A 15,077-nucleotide genomic window follows, 5' to 3' on the forward strand; every position below is an offset into this window, starting at 1 on the left:
CCGATCCGGCCTCTCATGAGCGCGCGCCCGCTTACAGCCGGGCCAGTGTGCCTTTCATCACATCCTCAAGAAACCCCCGGTCCGGCATGGACTGCCCCAGCACACGTAGGCCGTAGTAGCTGCTCAGGAACGTCCGCGCCATCTCCAACGCCGAACACTCGGTAGATACCTCCCCGTTGCGCTGCCCCACGGCAAAGAGATGGCACACCACCTGCTCTAGCCTGGACACATAGATACGGCTGATCTCGGCCACGATGGGGTCTTTGCCGGCGCGATCAAGGGCGGCGAACAAGGCCATGCAGCCGCGCCCTCTCGATGGCCCCAGGTCGCCTTCGATCCCCCATTGCATTAACGTCCGCAACCGTTCCTTGATAGTGCCAGGACCGTTCAGTATCCCTGCCTGTGTCTCGATTCCGAGTTCCTGATAACGGCGCAAGGCCAGTTCGTAGAGCTTCTGTTTGCTGCCAAAGGCGTTGTACAGGCTGCCACGGCCAAGGCCGGTCTGCTCGCACAGCGTCTCCGTAGAGGTGCCTTCGTATCCGTTGGACCAGAACACATCCATCGCGGCCTCAATGACCGCGTTGTCGTCGAACTCTCTGGGTCTTCCGCTCATGATCTGCCTAGGTGTTGAGGTGTGACCCTCGTTATTGAAAGGTGCTCAGACTGCAAATGTATTCATTATTGTACCGATTAGTCAACTATTGACATAGGGACGCCGCGCTGGGTTTACGGGCTGCCAATGTGGCGTGTCAGAACTTCGGCGCGTCTCGAAGGTGTGTAGGAGATCTTGTCGTCGCCGAGAAAACGCCGATTGTGGCTCCCCCCCGCGTGCCCAGCAACTCGCCCATTGCTGGGCACTCAATTTTCTGACCGAATTCCGCTGTTGACAGGCGTCTATGGGGCGGAAACAGCCGCCCTGCCCTCTAGCGGATACAGGTCAGCTTCACCCCCTCCCCTTGAATCCCACCCCCAACCCCGCTACCCTCCCTGCTGTCGCTGTAAATCCAGCGATCGGGTTTGGTAGCCCGACGATCTCCACGGCGTGCAAGCGCTCCATCCGTCTCGATAGGCGCTTTTTTTGTGTCTGTCGTTTCGTGTTATGGCGGCTGTGCGCAGGGCGCCTTCGTGCGCGCTGGGTTTCTTGGAGTCCCGGTCTACCAACCTGTGTACAGCCGTCACCAATCGTTTGGTAGCGAATGGTGAATGGCTCCACTACTCCAAGGAGCTACACAATGACAAAAATAGTCCCCGACCCACCCCTCACCACCCAAACCAGCACCACCTTCGGCTCCTGCAACGGCAGCCATGAACCTCTGTTCGCGGTACGTGCCGGTGTCTCCTCTGAAGACGCCCTGATCCACGCCTCCATCCTGATCAAAAGCGCTTACCAAGCCAACGCCCAGGCCTGTGAACTGGTCGAGCCGGAGGTACGCAATCTGCTCTGGGCTTCGCAGCACACGCTGGAAATGAGCCTGGCGCTGATCGAGGCATTGTTGGACGAAGTGGAAGCGCGCTCGGCGACGGCGGCGTTGCTGCGGCGTACGGTGCAGGCTGATCAACCTTCAGTGAAGTAATGACCGCAGGTTGATTCAGGGCCGCCGATGCGGCCCATCAGTAGAAGGATCGCCCGTCCTTCAGACTATCCCGCGTGGCCAACGCACTCCTTGTAGCCAGACCAAACGCAGACAACGATGGACGTCACCGTCTGCGCAGTAATAGGCTCGCTTACTTGAAACACCTACTGTTTGACTGACGGAGCTTGGCTTGGACACAAGGACTGTGACGTTTGCCTCCCATGGCTATGGGGTATTACCTGCACTGCTATGCGACAAGGAGCTGGCATTTGCCCGTGCGCTCGTCAGTGATGTGGTGAGCCGTTATCGGGACGGTGATCCTGCGGCGGTGTCTGTTGGCGTCAACATCAGCGACGTTAGCCAGCAACATCCCCAGCGCAACCCAGATGTTGATCCCGACCGGTGGAAACACGAGCCCTTCATCATCGGCGATCTTATTGCGCTGGACCCTAGATTTGCGCGACTACTCTCTCTGCAATCCATCTGGGCCTGCGTCGCCGAACTACTCGAATGTGCCCTTGGTGAAGTGGTTTTCCACTTCTGCAATCTCACCCGCAAACCTGGCGAGATTGGCCCCGCTGTAGGGTGGCACCGGGACGCCGACAACCGCTACTTCGCCAGCCATGACGGCCGCACCATACGGCTGCTGATCCCACTACATCCCATGTCCGCCCGCAATGGCGGTACAGCGCTGGTACCTGGCTCTCACCTACAAACCGGCACGGATATCGACACCGCGATATGTCCTCATGTGCCAGCGGGCGCTGGGCTGGCACTGCATAGCGCAACGCTGCACGGTAGCAGCCCCAATCGGAGCGCGCAGGAACGAGACGTAATCGTTGTCCAGTTTGGATTGCGTGCATCGACTCTTAGTTACCAGGCGAACGAAACCTTGTCCCTGTCGTCTCGCAAGGGACTCCTGGACTGCTACCGGGATAAGGCAGCGCAACGAAGTACGGATTCTTGAACGCCAGCTACCATCGGCTAGAAGCGAACATTCGAAGGCTTACTTTTCTCTATAGCTATTGCAAAGGCTGGAGTGCAGCGCTGCGAGTACCGGCGAAGGCACTCGTGCCAAGCCAGCGCCACAAGTTCTCTGCATCCTGCACAGCGCCGTCTACACGCAGCTCTCGCGACTGAAGAACCTCCCTTGGCGTGCGGTCACCGGTCCAGACCTCGGTCAACGCGCGCACGCTCGCGTCCACGACGAGCGTGAGTTCGCGTCCGGGGTCGTCGCGGCACAGATCTGCCACACCCTGTTCGACCACTAGCCACCACGCTTGCTCGCCGGACCGCGCATCGCGGAACTTGAAATGGATGACCACCGAGCGGGACGGGAACAGCTCGATACGTACGAACCGGCGCACGTCCCACATGAGCAGGCCCGCGTCGAGTTCGTTATCGCGAAGGCGACTGCCTATCCAACGCGCACCCCAATGGCCTAGCGCCATTATGATGGGGCGCAAATCCTCGCCGGCTTCGATCAGGCTGTACTCCCAGACCTTGCCTGCGGCGGTGCGATGGACGACACCGATATCTTCCAAGTGGCGCAGGCGCTGTGCCAGCAAGCTGGTGGACATCCGTGGTACGCCACGGTGCAGTTCATTGAAGCGCTTACTGCCGCAGAGCAGCTCGCGCACCACCAAAGGCGTCCAGCGCTCGCACAAGGCCTCAGCACCGCGCGCGACCGTGCAAAACTGACCGTAGCTTTCATCCATCGCCTGTACTCCGCAACTGCAACGCTTCAGATTCTGAACTAGCCTCGCGACGTCGCCAGGTGCACGCTGAAACCTGCAAACGCCACCGTCTCAGGAGAACGTCATGAGCAAGATAGCCATCATTCAGCGGCCGCCAGTACTGCTCGATCGCAGCACGACGATCATCCGAGCCGTGCAATCGGTCGTTGAGGCTGCGGCGGCAGGAGCCTCGTTGATTGTTTTGCCCGAATCATTCATTCCAGGTTACCCGTCGTGGATCTGGCGGCTGGCGGCGGGAAAAGACGGGGCTTTAATGGGCCAGTTGCACACCCGACTACTGGCCAATGCCGTCGATATCGCGCACGGTGACCTGAGCGAATTGTGCGAGGCCGCCAGCGCCAACGCCGTGACAATCGTATGCGGCATCAATGAATGCGAGCGGTGTAATGGCGGCGGCACGCTCTACAACAGCGTAGTCGTTATCGGTACGAACGGCGAAGTGCTCAACCGACATCGCAAGCTGATGCCAACGAACCCCGAGCGCATGGTCCATGGTTTCGGTGATGGGTCAGGGTTACGTACGGTCGATACCCCCGTCGGCCGCATCGGTACGCTCATCTGCTGGGAAAACTACATGCCCCTGGCGCGCTATTCGCTGTATGCCCAAGGCGTGGAAATCTACGTCGCCCCCACGTACGACGCCGGCGAAGGCTGGATCAGCACCATGCGTCACATCGCACTCGAAGGTCGCTGCTGGGTGATCAGCAGTGGCACCTCGCTGCGCGGCAGCGACATTCCCGATGACTTTCCGAGTCGCCTGCAACTGTTTCCCGATCCGGACGAGTGGATCAACGACGGCGACTCGGTGGTGGTCAATCCTCAAGGCAAGATCACTGCCGGTCCATTACACCGGGAGGCAGGTATTCTGTATGCGGACATCGACGTTTCACTCGTGGCGCCAGCGCGGCGGACGCTCGACGTCACAGGGCACTATGCGCGCCCTGATATTTTCGAACTGCAGGTGCGACGCACACCGGCGACAGCGGTGCGCTACATCAACGGGTGACGCTAACCAACGCTCAGGTGATCCATGCCAACGTCGGCGGTAAGTGTAAATCCTGATGAAGGAGTCATTCCATGAGCATTCAAAGGTCTTATAAAGGCAGTTGTTTTTGCGGCGCAGTCGAATTCACCGTCAGCGGTGAGCCGACCGCAATGGGCTATTGCCATTGCGAGTCGTGTCGACATTGGTCAGCAGCCCCGGTCAATGCCTTCACGCTGTGGAAACCCGAGGCGGTGCAAGTGACTCGGGGGGCTGACAACATTGCCACCTACAACAAGACGCCGGCGAGTTATCGCAAATGGTGCAAGCGTTGCGGCGGACACCTCTTCACCGAACACCCTGGGATGGGGCTCATCGATGTGTATGCCGCTGTCATCCCGGATCTCGCGTATTCGCCAGGTGTTCACGTCCATTACCAGGAGACCAAGCTGCGCATCAAAGACGGTTTGCCCAAGCTGAAGGATGTCCCGAGCGAATTAGGGGGGTCGGGGGACAGCGTGGACGAATAGCACTGGCGCGTTCGACCTGGTTTGCGACGAGAGACAGGCCGTAAAAAAAGGAAGCCGGGGCTCGCCCCGACTTCCCTTTCTCATCACTGGGATATGCGCATTGGCATTCCCCTTCGGCACAACCAGCCATCCTGTCCGCTTCTATAGAAAAATAAATGCCTGCTATTTTTCTGGCGGCGTGCCTTCAGCATTTGACACAACAACTTCGATTTGAACTAGAGCATTTTCAGGCAGCGCTGACACACCCACTATTCGGCGTGCAGGCACGCCACCTGGAAAAAATACCGTGTAAACCTCATCCAGTGCCGCACTGTCTTCGATATCTTTAAGGAAGATATTGACCTTAACGACATCGCTCATGACGTGGCCGACACGTTCGACAATTGCCTTAATATTTTTCAAGCACTGCTCAGTCTGCTCTCTTACCCCCCCACCCACCACGTTCCCGGTGGCAGGGTCCAACGGTAATTGCGCAGAGAGGTGATTGTAATGTGAAAAGGCGACAGTTTGTGTAGAGAGTGCATGTAGAGGGGCGTGCGCTGTATTGTTTGCCTTTATGACTATCCCGTGCCGGTCTTCAACAATTTGCGGTGGCGTACCATCGCCGTGTGATACAACGGCTTCCACTTGTACTAACGCATCCATGGGCAACGCTGAGACCGCAACGGTAGTGCGCGCGGGGAAGTAGGCTACCGTCCTGGCGATGGCCGAGTCCGGGAAAAAGGTGGTGTAAACTTCGTTGACATGCTCGATATCCGAGAGGTTTTTAACAAAAATAGTAACTTTTACGATGTCATCAAAAGGAACGTCAATGCCTTCTAAAATTGCCTTGATGTTTTTCAAGCACTGCACCGCTTGTTCTTTTACACCACCCGCCACCAACTTACCTGTTTTCGGATCAATAGGCAGTTGCGCCGACAGGTTGTTGTAATGCGAAAAAGCCACGGTCTGCGCAGACAGTGTGCTGACCGGTGCGTTCTCCGTGTTCCTTACAGTTTTGACCAGATCGCCAGCCTGCGGCGCCTGTGGAATAGTACCTTCGCCGTTTGAAATCAGTGCTTCCACTTGCACTAAAGCATTCATGGGCAACGCCGCAACGGCGACTGTCGTCAGCACTGGAACATAGTCAGGGAAGTACGCTGCATAGACACTGTTAACAACGTCAATATCTGCGATATCTTTAAGGAAAATGGTAACCCTGACGACATCCTCCATCACATGAGCGATGCTTTCTACAATCGTCTTGATGTTTTTGAAACACTGTTCAGCTTGTTCTTTTGCACCACCTGCTACTAACGCACCCGATGCGGGGTCGATAGGTAACTGAGCGGAAAGATTATTATAGTGTGAGAATGCTACGGATTGTGAGTATGGACCTATTCCTGTTGGAGCATTTTCTGTATTTCTCGCCAATACAGCGTTATAGCCACTCATAACAGTACTCCCAATGCTTTGGGACTTCGCGGGTTGTGTGGCAAGCACATGTTCCATTGCGCTATCGGCGGCTGCCACCGTTTGTCCGGGTAACCAAACTCACCTCCAACGTGAGTCAGTGCCGGGGGGCTCCATGGAGCAGGAACAAGTGTAGTGGTAGTTTCCAATGGGCAACGGCAACATCCTGTGCTGTGCTCAACGACGGGGCAGAGCCGCCGGGTTCAGGGCGCGTCGCCCTCGTCCTTTACTTCGCTCCAGCTGCTATCGGGGTCGAAACGCATAATGGCGGCAGCCTTCTTGGTGCTGTCCCGGCCGAGGTCTTTCTCGAATACTTCACCGTCGTGGCTGATCATGAAGCTCATCACGCCGGTTTCTCCATACTTCGTCGGCCAGGCGATCACGGCAAAGCCGCGCGTCATGCGCTCGTCGATCTTATAATCATAAGCGCCGCCCGGCGCCGAGGGGCCTTGGGCAGTGAGGATGCGGTAGTGATAGCCGTGCCAGTCATCGCCTATCGCGGCATCACCGAACAGCGGCCCGAGAGGACTTTCCTCGACGCCCTCTTCTTCAGGCCAGTACAGGCCATCGAACTGCCCGTCGCTACTGAGAATCTTCTGCGCGTATTCGAGGACCCCATCGCCATTGCGATCAACCTCAGCGTAATCCATCTGCGCGTCGTGATAGGCGCGCACCCCCTGGATGGTCGCCAATTCGTTGCGTCCGATGCGACGCAGGCGGATTTCTTCGGCACCGGCTCGGGTATCGAATGCCCAACCGCTGGCAACGTGCTTGATGGGAATCGGAAACACCCAGGATTTTTCGCCGACCACCAGATGCGCACGATCCGGGCTGTCAAGCTGAACCAGATGCCTTTCCCGATAGAGAGAAAGAAAGGCGTCGACATCATCGCGGTCGACGTTCTCGGTTGGGATGTAACTCTTCCAGTCGCTGCCGAGTAGGTTCACCAACTGTTGGCTTTTGCTCTGCTCGTTAGCAAGCGCCTGCACCAGTGCTTCGCCGGCGCTCTCCGCGCTGGGAAAGTGTTGTTGGGCATAACTGCCGGATGTCCAGAACAGGAGCAGAACCAGCGCAAATCGACCTGCAGCATTCATAACCGACTCTCCTCTCAACGGCGACGGCCGCCACCGTGGGATTGTGTCCGTACGGGGCGTTGCACCTGGTGGCCCGCAGACGCCGCAGAGGGTCGCTTGAGGCTCTGCTGGCTGACCTGGCCGCGATTGCTCGCGACGCGTGACGGCGCAGGGTCGCGCACACCGGCCAACGCATTATTGCGGGGCGCCTTGGCGCCAGCATGTTGCTGGCGCACCTGCTGGCGTACCTGCTGGTTGTGCGCTGGCTGCTTTTGTTGGCGATTCTGCAAGGACGCCTGCGTACGTTGGCGATCTTGCAAGGACGCCTGCGCACGTTGGCGATCTTGCAGGGACGCCTGGGCACGTTCGCGGGTCTGAGCGTCATTTTTCAGCTGGCGGTCGGCAACCTGGGCGCGTTCGCGTGCGCTACCGGACTGCCCGATGCCATGTTGCTGCAGGCTTTGCTGGGCGCGCTCGCGGTCAGCACTCTGCACGCGTTGGCGGGCCTCAAGGTTACTGGTTGCCGGTGCTTCGATGCCACGCTGGGCGAGGCTTTCTCGGGCACGCGCGCGGTCTGCAGTACGGGCCGGCGTGTCGCCGCGCAAGGCTGTACGCTGTGCGCTGCCGGGCAAGCGCCGGTCGTATTGGGCTCGACTGGCCTGGTCACGGTACGGTACGCCGTTGCGGTATTGCGGATTGTGCTGCCACTTGTTCTCGTTGGTATTGATCCTGCGGTTTGCGTTGATGTTGTTGTAGCGATTGACGTTGATATCGACGTCATTGCTCCCCCAGTCACAATCCCCCCACAGCGAGTTGACGATTGCGATGCCAGCACCGAAAGCCAAGCCGGTCGCCAACGCCGTGCCGATGGTATAAGCCGGCGACGGCGGGTAATACGCCGGTGGGTAGGACGGATTGGACCAACTGCCATACGCCACATTGGGGTTGTAGCTCGGGACGTACACGACCTGCGGATTGGTCGGCTGGATAACAATGGTTTGGGCCGGTGCGGCAGCTTGCACCACAGTGGTCGTACCAGCCGCGGGGGCGCTTGCCGGTTGCACAATGACGGTCTGCTGAGCGTTCGATTCCAGGTGACCGGCGTCCTTGGCCTTAGCGCGCAGGCGCTGCACCGAATTCATCACCGCGTCGGGCTGGGCGAGAAACGCATCGCCGACTCGCTGCACCCAGGCCGGGTCCTGACCGAGGGTGTCCAGCACCTGCGGAAACGCCACCAACGATTGCACACTTGGGTCCCAAGGCTGGTTGGCGACCTGTTTGACGGCAGCATCACCGCTGACGTTCGGATGAGCCTTGGACCAGGCAACTGCATCGGTGACATTGCCTGGATAGGTGGTGGCCATCAGCACCTGAGCCAACAATGCATCCGGATACAGCGCCAACGGTGCCAACATCTGATCAAGCTGCTCAGGGCTGAACACCGCCTCGCTTGGCGCGGCCGCAGGGGCCGGTGCAGGCGATGTGGCCGGTGTAGCCGGTGCGGCCGATGCGGGCGCCGTGGCCGCAGCAGTCTTGGGCTGCGAATCTTCATCGGAGCAACCCAGGAGCGCGAGCATGGCGATGGTGAGTAGAATCGCCCGGTGAAGGCAGGCAGACATGACGATGCTCCTCTGGGAGAAACGGCAGTATGGAACGTTGGCGCGCTGACACCCAACGGGTTAACGACTCGGCTAGTGACGCCCGCAACACCCTGCGCAGCGCGTAAACAGTATCAGCGTAGAAGAGAAAATGCGCTGCCGGATGTACAACTACACCTACCCGCTATTCTTTAAGCATCTGTTTTCCCTATCACCTACAACCCAGCCCGGATATCGACACCGCGATATGCCCTGATATGCCTGCGGACGTTGGGCTGGCACTGCATAGTGCAACACTGCACGGCGGCAAGCCTACGGGATAAGACAGCCAGGCGTATTCGATAGAGGCATTGCAATGACAACAATCGATGTGAAATCCCGATTCGACGCAAAGCTGCTTCGTCCGGCAAGGGCTGGGAATGATACGTCGTGGGCATTTGTAGTACTGCCAAGGGACGCGAGTGAACAGCTTCCAAGGCGAGGAAGAACGACCGTTGAAGGTACGATCAATGGGCACCCTTTCCAGGCGACCCTTGAGCCGGATGGTCAGCTAAGTCATTGGCTACAAGTAAGTAGAGCGTTACTCCAAGCCGCAGGCGCGGCTGTTGGAGATACCGTTACACTAGAGCTGACCCCTGTGAAGAAGGAACCCGAGCCTGACATCCCAGCAGATTTTCAGGAGGCACTGGCAGCCACTCCTGAGGCCCGTAAAGCCTGGAACAAGACGACAACCATCGCACGAGTAGACTGGATACACTGGATTACTTCAGCCAAGCAACTTAAGACGCGCGCCAAACGAATTGATAATGCCTGCGATATGCTTGCATCCGGCAAGAAGCAGGTGTGCTGTTTCGACCCGTCCGGCTATTACAGTAAGGCCTTCCGGGCGCCCGAGGCAGAAAATCTTTAAATCGCACTAATCGGCTCCCGGCTAAAGCCGGCCTTTTAACTCAGAAGTCACCAGGGTACGGGTGGCGCCTAGGCTGGCGTTATCTTCGAACGCACGTATTGCAGTGGACAGCCAGGCCTGCATCGTTGGCAAGCCCCCCAAAGCATGCCCTGCATTGCTCTTGAGCTTCATACGCGTAGGTTCAGGCGCCGCACTGCGACGCCAGGAGGGTGCCGGCGTGCAGCGTAGGGCCGTATGAATGGAGCGAGCGGTTTTGCCTACTTTTCCCAAGTGTATGGATAAGCCCCCCCAAGAGCATGATGGCCAACTGCACATGATCTTCGCCGCACGCCGACAATGGCTACTTCACCAGCGATGCCCGAGCCGCCTGCACAGCTTGTTGATCCGCATGGTATGACGAACGCACCAGCGGCCCCGACGCCACATTTTTGAAGCCCATCGCCAACGCTTGCTCCGCCAACCAGGCAAAGGTGTCCGGGTGCACGAAACGCTGCACCGGCAGATGGCTGCGCGAAGGCTGCAGGTACTGCCCCAGGGTCAGCATGTCGACCTGATGCTCGCGCATGCGCCGCATGACCTCGATCACCTCCTCATCGCTCTCGCCCAGGCCGAGCATCAGCCCGGACTTGGTTGGCACTCCCGGGACCCTTTGCTTGAAGTTCTCCAGCAGGTCCAGCGACCACTCGAAGTCCGACCCTGGCCGTGCCGCTCGGTACAGGCGCGGCACGGTTTCCAGGTTGTGGTTGAACACATCCGGCGGTTCCTGCGCGGTGATGGCCAGGGCTGCGTCCATACGCCCCCGGTAGTCCGGCACCAGAGTCTCCAGCTGAACACCCGGCGAAAGCCTGCGGATCTCGCGCAGGCAGTCGACGAAGTGCTGGGCGCCACCGTCGCGCAGGTCATCGCGGTCGACCGAGGTGATGACCACATACTTCAACCCCAGGTCGGCGATGGCAATGGCCAGGTTCTTGGGCTCGTTGACGTCCAACGGTTTGGGTCGGCCGTGGCCGACGTCGCAGAACGGGCAACGTCGGGTGCAGATATCGCCCATGATCATGAACGTAGCCGTTGCGCCAGAAAAGCACTCGCCCAGGTTCGGACAGGATGCTTCCTCACAGACGCTGTGCAGTTTGTGCTTGCGCAACAGCGCCTTGACGCGGGCCACCTCGGGTGAGGTGGCAATCTCCACGCGGATCCAGGCCGGCTTGCGCGGCACGTCTTCGGTGGGCAGGATCTTCACCGGGATACGCGCCACCTTCTCGGCACCGCGCAGTTTCACGCCGGCCTGCAGGGGCTGTGGGCGAGTGACGACAGACGGGGTTTCGTTCATGCTCATGCTCCAGCAGTCTGGCCTTCAGCCACGGTAGTAACGTTGCGCCACGAACGGCGTGCGGGCCACGATCATCGGCACGAGCTTACCGCGCACCTGGGCAAAGACTTCACTGCCCAGCGCCGCCTGCTCGCTCTGCACATAGCCCATCGCCAGCGGCCCACCCAGGCTCGGGCCAAATCCACCGCTGGTGACACGACCGATCACCTGCTCTTGGGCATCGACGATCAGCGCCCCTTCGCGCACCGGTACCCGCTCTTTTGGCAGCAGGCCGACGCGCTTGCTGGGCACACCTTCGCGCTGCTGGGCAAATATCCGTTCGGCACCGGGGAAGCCACCGGCGCGCTCGCCGTCGGCGCGCCGAACCTTGGAAATTGCCCAGGTCAGGCTGGCCTCAATCGGTGTGGTGCGCCGTTCCATGTCATGGCCGTACAGGCACAATCCGGCCTCCAGGCGCAGCGAATCACGGGCCCCCAGACCGATGGCCTCGACCTCGGGCTCGGCCAGCAGCGAACGGGCCAGGCTGTGTGCGGCCTCTGCCGGCACGGAGATTTCGTATCCATCCTCACCGGTGTAACCGGAGCGGCTGACGTAGCAGTCGACACCGAGCAATCGCACGTTGGCAAACTGCATGAAGGTCATGCTCGCGACTTGAGGCGCCAGCCGCGCCAGCACCCTGGCCGCCGCCGGGCCTTGCAGGGCGAGCAAGGCCCGGCTGTCGAACAGAGACTCGACCTCGCAGTGCCCTTCCAGGTGCTGCTTCAAGTGGCTCAGGTCCTGATCCTTGCAGGCTGCGTTGACCACCAGCAGCAGCTCGTCGTTGCCCAGATTGGCAACCATCAGGTCGTCGAGGATGCCACCCTCGTCATTGGTGAACAGCGCATAACGCTGCATCCCCACCGGCAGGTCGATGATATCGACCGGCACCAGCGCTTCCAGAGCCTTGGCCGCACCGGCGCCACGCAGGCGGATTTGGCCCATGTGTGAAACGTCGAACAGGCCGGCTTGTTCACGGGTGTGCAAATGCTCCTTGAGCACGCCCAGCGGGTACTGGACCGGCATGGCGTAGCCGGCGAACGGCACCATGCGCGCGCCCAGTTCCAGGTGCAGACGCTGCAACGGCGTTTGTTGGAGTTGTTCTGTGGACATGGGTGACTCCTAGCATTCGATGATATTGACCGCCAGCCCGCCGCGGGCAGTCTCTTTGTATTTGCTTTTCATGTCAGCGCCGGTCTGGCGCATGGTACGAATCACCTTGTCGAGGGAGACGAAGTGCTGGCCGTCTCCGCGCAGGGCCATGCGTGCGGCATTGATGGCCTTGACCGACCCCATAGCGTTGCGCTCGATGCACGGCACTTGGACCAGCCCGCCAATCGGGTCGCAGGTCAGCCCAAGATTGTGCTCCATGCCGATTTCAGCGGCGTTCTCTACTTGCTGCACCGTGCCGCCAAGCACCTCGCACAAGGCCCCAGCCGCCATCGAACAGGCCACCCCGACCTCGCCCTGGCAGCCGACTTCGGCACCGGAGATCGAGGCGTTCTCCTTGTACAGGATGCCGATCGCGGCAGCCGTGAGCAGAAAGCGCACCACCCCGTCCTCGTTGGCTCCCGGCACGAATCGCGTGTAGTAATGCAGCACCGCCGGGATGATGCCGGCCGCGCCATTGGTGGGTGCGGTGACCACCCGCCCACCGCTGGCGTTTTCCTCGTTGACGGCCAGGGCGTAAAGGTTGACCCAGTCGAGCACCGAGAGGCTGTCGCGCAAGCCCGCTTCGGGACTGGCGCTCAGTTGCCGGTGCAGCGCCGCTGCACGGCGCTTGACCTTGAGCCCGCCCGGCATGATACCCTCGGTGCGGCAACCGGCCTTGACGCAGTCCTGCATCACCTGCCAGATGTGCAGCAAGCCTTGGCGCGTCTGCGCCGGGCTGCGCCAGGCGGTCTCGTTCTCGGCCATCAACTGGCTGATCGAGAGCCCGTGCTGGGCGCATTGCGCCAACAGCTCGCGCCCGCTCAGAAAGGGGAAGCGCAACGGCGTGCGGCCTTCGACGATGCGATCGACGCCTATTGCCGCCTCGTCCACCACAAAGCCGCCCCCCACCGAGTAATACTCGCGGCTGCACAGCTGCAGCCCGGCGACATCGAAGGCGCGCAAGATCATGCCGTTGGGGTGATAGGGCAAGGGCTTGCGAATCATCGCCAGGTGTTCTTTCTCGACGAAGCGGATGCACTTCTCACCCAGCAGCAACAGCGTCCCGCGCTGGCGGATCATCCCCAAACGATCAGCCACCATGGAGGTTTCGACCGTATCCGGATGCTCGCCCTCAAGCCCCAGCAGCACCGCCTTGTCACTGCCGTGGCCTTTGCCGGTGGCGCCCAGCGAGCCGTACAGCTCGGCGCGCACGCTGTGCACCTGGGCCAGCAACCCCTGATCCCTGAGCCCTTCGGCAAAGCGCGCCGCCGCGCGCATCGGGCCGACCGTGTGCGAACTGGAGGGGCCGATACCCACCTTGAACAGATCAAATACACTCAGCGACATACAGGCCTCCGCCATCACACCCAGGGATCAGGCCGAATAAACCGGGAACAGTTTGCACAGTTCGGTCACCTGCCGGGCCACCTGGGCCTCGACGTCGGCATCGCCGAGGTGGTCGAGAATGTCGCAGATCCAGGTCGCCAGGGCGCGGCACTCCGGCACCTGCAAGCCACGGGTGGTCACCGCCGGGGTGCCGATGCGCAGGCCCGAGGTCACGAATGGCGATTGCGGATCATTGGGCACGGCGTTCTTGTTCACCGTGATGTGCGCCCGGCCCAACGCGGCGTCGGCATCCTTACCGGTGATGCCCTGGCGAATCAGGCTGACCAGGAACAGGTGGTTGTCGGTGCCCCCGGAGACCACGTCATAACCGCGCTGGCGGAAAATGTCGGCCATGGCCTGGGCGTTCTTGATGACCTGGTACTGGTAATCCTTGAAGGCAGGTTCCAGCGCCTCCTTGAAGCACACCGCCTTGGCGGCGATCACATGCATTAGCGGCCCGCCCTGCCCGCCCGGGAACACCGCCGAGTTGAGCTTCTTCTCCAGCTCAGGGTCGGCCTTGGCCAGGATCAAGCCGCCACGTGGCCCGCGCAGGGTCTTGTGAGTGGTGGTGGTGACGACATCGGCGTATGGCAGCGGATTGGGGTACAAGCCTGCCGCAACCAGGCCGGCGACATGGGCCATGTCGACGAACAGGTAGGCGCCGACCTTGTCGGCGATCTGGCGGAAACGTGGAAAATCCAGGGTCTTGGAGTAGGCAGAGAAACCCGCCACGATCATCTTCGGCTGATGCTCGACGGCCAGGCGCTCTACCTCGTCGTAATCGATCAAGCCGTTGGCGTCGATGCCGTACTGTACGGCGTTGTACAGCTTGCCTGAGGCGCTGACCTTGGCACCATGGGTGAGGTGACCACCATGGGCCAGGCTCATGCCCAGCAGGGTATCGCCGGCCTGCAGCAAAGCCAGGTAGACCGCCGCGTTGGCCTGGGAACCGGAATGTGGCTGGACGTTGGCATAGCCTGCGCCGAACAGTGCCTTGGCACGGTCAATGGCCAGTTGCTCGACCACATCGACGTGCTCGCACCCGCCATAGTAGCGCTTGCCTGGGTAACCTTCGGCGTACTTGTTGGTCAGCTCGGTGCCCTGGGCCTGCATCACCTGCGGGCTGGTGTAGTTTTCCGAGGCGATCAGCTCGATATGGTCTTCCTGGCGTTGTGCCTCGGCGCGGATGGCGGCGGACAATGCAGGGTCGACATCGGAGAGGGTCAGGCTTTTATGGAACATGCGTGTATTTCCTTCTTGTTCGGTGGGCAGGCAAGGCCCGGACCACGTCCGGGCC

General features: G+C 60.3%; 14 protein-coding genes. 5 read left to right on the forward strand and 9 right to left on the reverse strand.

Annotation, left to right across the window (positions count from 1 at the left end; all coding sequences use genetic code 11):
• Positions 1 to 31: 31 nt before the first annotated feature.
• Positions 32 to 613 (reverse strand): TetR/AcrR family transcriptional regulator, encoded by a 582-nt coding sequence (locus CX511_RS15135; RefSeq protein WP_101293494.1) that lies wholly within the window; start codon positions 611 to 613, stop codon positions 32 to 34.
• 619 nt (positions 614 to 1,232) lie between these two features.
• Here CX511_RS15135 and CX511_RS15140 point away from each other — a divergent pair.
• Together CX511_RS15140 and CX511_RS15145 are read left to right on the forward strand one after the other, a co-directional pair.
• Positions 1,233 to 1,574, forward strand: a complete 342-nt coding sequence (locus CX511_RS15140; RefSeq protein ID WP_045182994.1) for a DUF3077 domain-containing protein — start codon at positions 1,233 to 1,235, stop codon at positions 1,572 to 1,574.
• 205 nt (positions 1,575 to 1,779) lie between these two features.
• Positions 1,780 to 2,541: a phytanoyl-CoA dioxygenase family protein gene (locus tag CX511_RS15145; protein WP_101293544.1), complete on the forward strand. Its 762-nt coding sequence runs from the start codon at positions 1,780 to 1,782 to the stop codon at positions 2,539 to 2,541.
• Positions 2,542 to 2,596: 55 nt separating this feature from the next.
• Here CX511_RS15145 and CX511_RS15150 read toward each other — a convergent pair whose 3' ends face one another.
• Positions 2,597 to 3,292: a winged helix-turn-helix transcriptional regulator gene (locus CX511_RS15150; protein ID WP_101293495.1), complete on the reverse strand. Its 696-nt coding sequence runs from the start codon at positions 3,290 to 3,292 to the stop codon at positions 2,597 to 2,599.
• 103 nt (positions 3,293 to 3,395) lie between these two features.
• Between CX511_RS15150 and CX511_RS15155 the strand changes: the two genes are divergently transcribed.
• Both CX511_RS15155 and CX511_RS15160 read left to right on the forward strand, forming a co-directional pair.
• Positions 3,396 to 4,337, forward strand: coding sequence for a carbon-nitrogen hydrolase family protein (locus CX511_RS15155; protein ID WP_101293496.1), 942 nt, complete (start codon positions 3,396 to 3,398; stop codon positions 4,335 to 4,337).
• 71 nt (positions 4,338 to 4,408) lie between these two features.
• On the forward strand, positions 4,409 to 4,843 hold the full coding sequence (locus CX511_RS15160; protein WP_101293497.1) for a GFA family protein: 435 nt from the start codon (positions 4,409 to 4,411) through the stop codon (positions 4,841 to 4,843).
• A gap of 162 nt (positions 4,844 to 5,005) precedes the next feature.
• Here CX511_RS15160 and CX511_RS15165 read toward each other — a convergent pair whose 3' ends face one another.
• From CX511_RS15165 to CX511_RS15175, 3 genes are all read right to left on the reverse strand, one after another.
• The gene (locus tag CX511_RS15165; protein ID WP_045183000.1) at positions 5,006 to 6,277 is read right to left on the reverse strand and encodes a RidA family protein; all 1,272 of its coding nucleotides are present in this window, start codon (positions 6,275 to 6,277) and stop codon (positions 5,006 to 5,008) included.
• A gap of 221 nt (positions 6,278 to 6,498) precedes the next feature.
• Positions 6,499 to 7,389, reverse strand: coding sequence for a DUF2950 domain-containing protein (locus CX511_RS15170; protein ID WP_045183002.1), 891 nt, complete (start codon positions 7,387 to 7,389; stop codon positions 6,499 to 6,501).
• 14 nt (positions 7,390 to 7,403) lie between these two features.
• On the reverse strand, positions 7,404 to 8,987 hold the full coding sequence (locus tag CX511_RS15175) for a DUF3300 domain-containing protein (protein WP_101293498.1): 1,584 nt from the start codon (positions 8,985 to 8,987) through the stop codon (positions 7,404 to 7,406).
• Between the two features lie 334 nt (positions 8,988 to 9,321).
• On the opposite strand from CX511_RS15175, the gene CX511_RS15180 reads away from it, so the two are divergent.
• Positions 9,322 to 9,876, forward strand: a complete 555-nt coding sequence (locus tag CX511_RS15180; protein ID WP_101293499.1) for a YdeI/OmpD-associated family protein — start codon at positions 9,322 to 9,324, stop codon at positions 9,874 to 9,876.
• Between the two features lie 340 nt (positions 9,877 to 10,216).
• Here CX511_RS15180 and lipA read toward each other — a convergent pair whose 3' ends face one another.
• The 4 genes from lipA to glyA are packed head-to-tail and all read right to left on the reverse strand — an operon-like array spanning position 10,217 to position 15,022.
• A complete protein-coding gene (gene lipA, locus CX511_RS15185) occupies positions 10,217 to 11,206 on the reverse strand; it encodes a lipoyl synthase (RefSeq protein WP_231353306.1) in 990 nt (329 codons plus the stop codon).
• 24 nt (positions 11,207 to 11,230) lie between these two features.
• Positions 11,231 to 12,355, reverse strand: a complete 1,125-nt coding sequence (gcvT, locus tag CX511_RS15190; protein WP_045183009.1) for a glycine cleavage system aminomethyltransferase GcvT — start codon at positions 12,353 to 12,355, stop codon at positions 11,231 to 11,233.
• A 9-nt stretch (positions 12,356 to 12,364) separates the two neighbouring features.
• Positions 12,365 to 13,741, reverse strand: coding sequence for an L-serine ammonia-lyase (locus CX511_RS15195; RefSeq protein ID WP_101293500.1), 1,377 nt, complete (start codon positions 13,739 to 13,741; stop codon positions 12,365 to 12,367).
• 27 nt (positions 13,742 to 13,768) lie between these two features.
• Complete coding sequence (gene glyA / locus CX511_RS15200; RefSeq protein WP_045183014.1) at positions 13,769 to 15,022, reverse strand: serine hydroxymethyltransferase; 1,254 nt, start codon at positions 15,020 to 15,022, stop codon at positions 13,769 to 13,771.
• Between the last annotated feature and the right edge of the window lie 55 nt (positions 15,023 to 15,077).

It is taken from the genome of Pseudomonas sp. S06B 330 (assembly GCF_002845275.2).
Classification (GTDB): domain Bacteria; phylum Pseudomonadota; class Gammaproteobacteria; order Pseudomonadales; family Pseudomonadaceae; genus Aquipseudomonas.

What these genes read in the sequence shown, in the direction of transcription:
- CX511_RS15160 (WP_101293497.1), top strand. Translation starts at nt 4,409, where the DNA reads ATGAGCATTCAAAGGTCTTATAAAGGCAGTTGTTTTTGCGGCGCAGTC.
- lipA (WP_231353306.1), bottom strand. Translation starts at nt 11,206, where the DNA reads ATGAACGAAACCCCGTCTGTCGTCACTCGCCCACAGCCCCTGCAGGCC.
- gcvT (WP_045183009.1), bottom strand. Translation starts at nt 12,355, where the DNA reads ATGTCCACAGAACAACTCCAACAAACGCCGTTGCAGCGTCTGCACCTG.
- CX511_RS15175 (WP_101293498.1), bottom strand. Translation starts at nt 8,987, where the DNA reads ATGTCTGCCTGCCTTCACCGGGCGATTCTACTCACCATCGCCATGCTC.
- CX511_RS15170 (WP_045183002.1), bottom strand. Translation starts at nt 7,389, where the DNA reads ATGAATGCTGCAGGTCGATTTGCGCTGGTTCTGCTCCTGTTCTGGACA.
- CX511_RS15165 (WP_045183000.1), bottom strand. Translation starts at nt 6,277, where the DNA reads ATGAGTGGCTATAACGCTGTATTGGCGAGAAATACAGAAAATGCTCCA.
- glyA (WP_045183014.1), bottom strand. Translation starts at nt 15,022, where the DNA reads ATGTTCCATAAAAGCCTGACCCTCTCCGATGTCGACCCTGCATTGTCC.
- CX511_RS15195 (WP_101293500.1), bottom strand. Translation starts at nt 13,741, where the DNA reads ATGTCGCTGAGTGTATTTGATCTGTTCAAGGTGGGTATCGGCCCCTCC.
- CX511_RS15140 (WP_045182994.1), top strand. Translation starts at nt 1,233, where the DNA reads ATGACAAAAATAGTCCCCGACCCACCCCTCACCACCCAAACCAGCACC.
- CX511_RS15180 (WP_101293499.1), top strand. Translation starts at nt 9,322, where the DNA reads ATGACAACAATCGATGTGAAATCCCGATTCGACGCAAAGCTGCTTCGT.
- CX511_RS15135 (WP_101293494.1), bottom strand. Translation starts at nt 613, where the DNA reads ATGAGCGGAAGACCCAGAGAGTTCGACGACAACGCGGTCATTGAGGCC.
- CX511_RS15155 (WP_101293496.1), top strand. Translation starts at nt 3,396, where the DNA reads ATGAGCAAGATAGCCATCATTCAGCGGCCGCCAGTACTGCTCGATCGC.
- CX511_RS15150 (WP_101293495.1), bottom strand. Translation starts at nt 3,292, where the DNA reads ATGGATGAAAGCTACGGTCAGTTTTGCACGGTCGCGCGCGGTGCTGAG.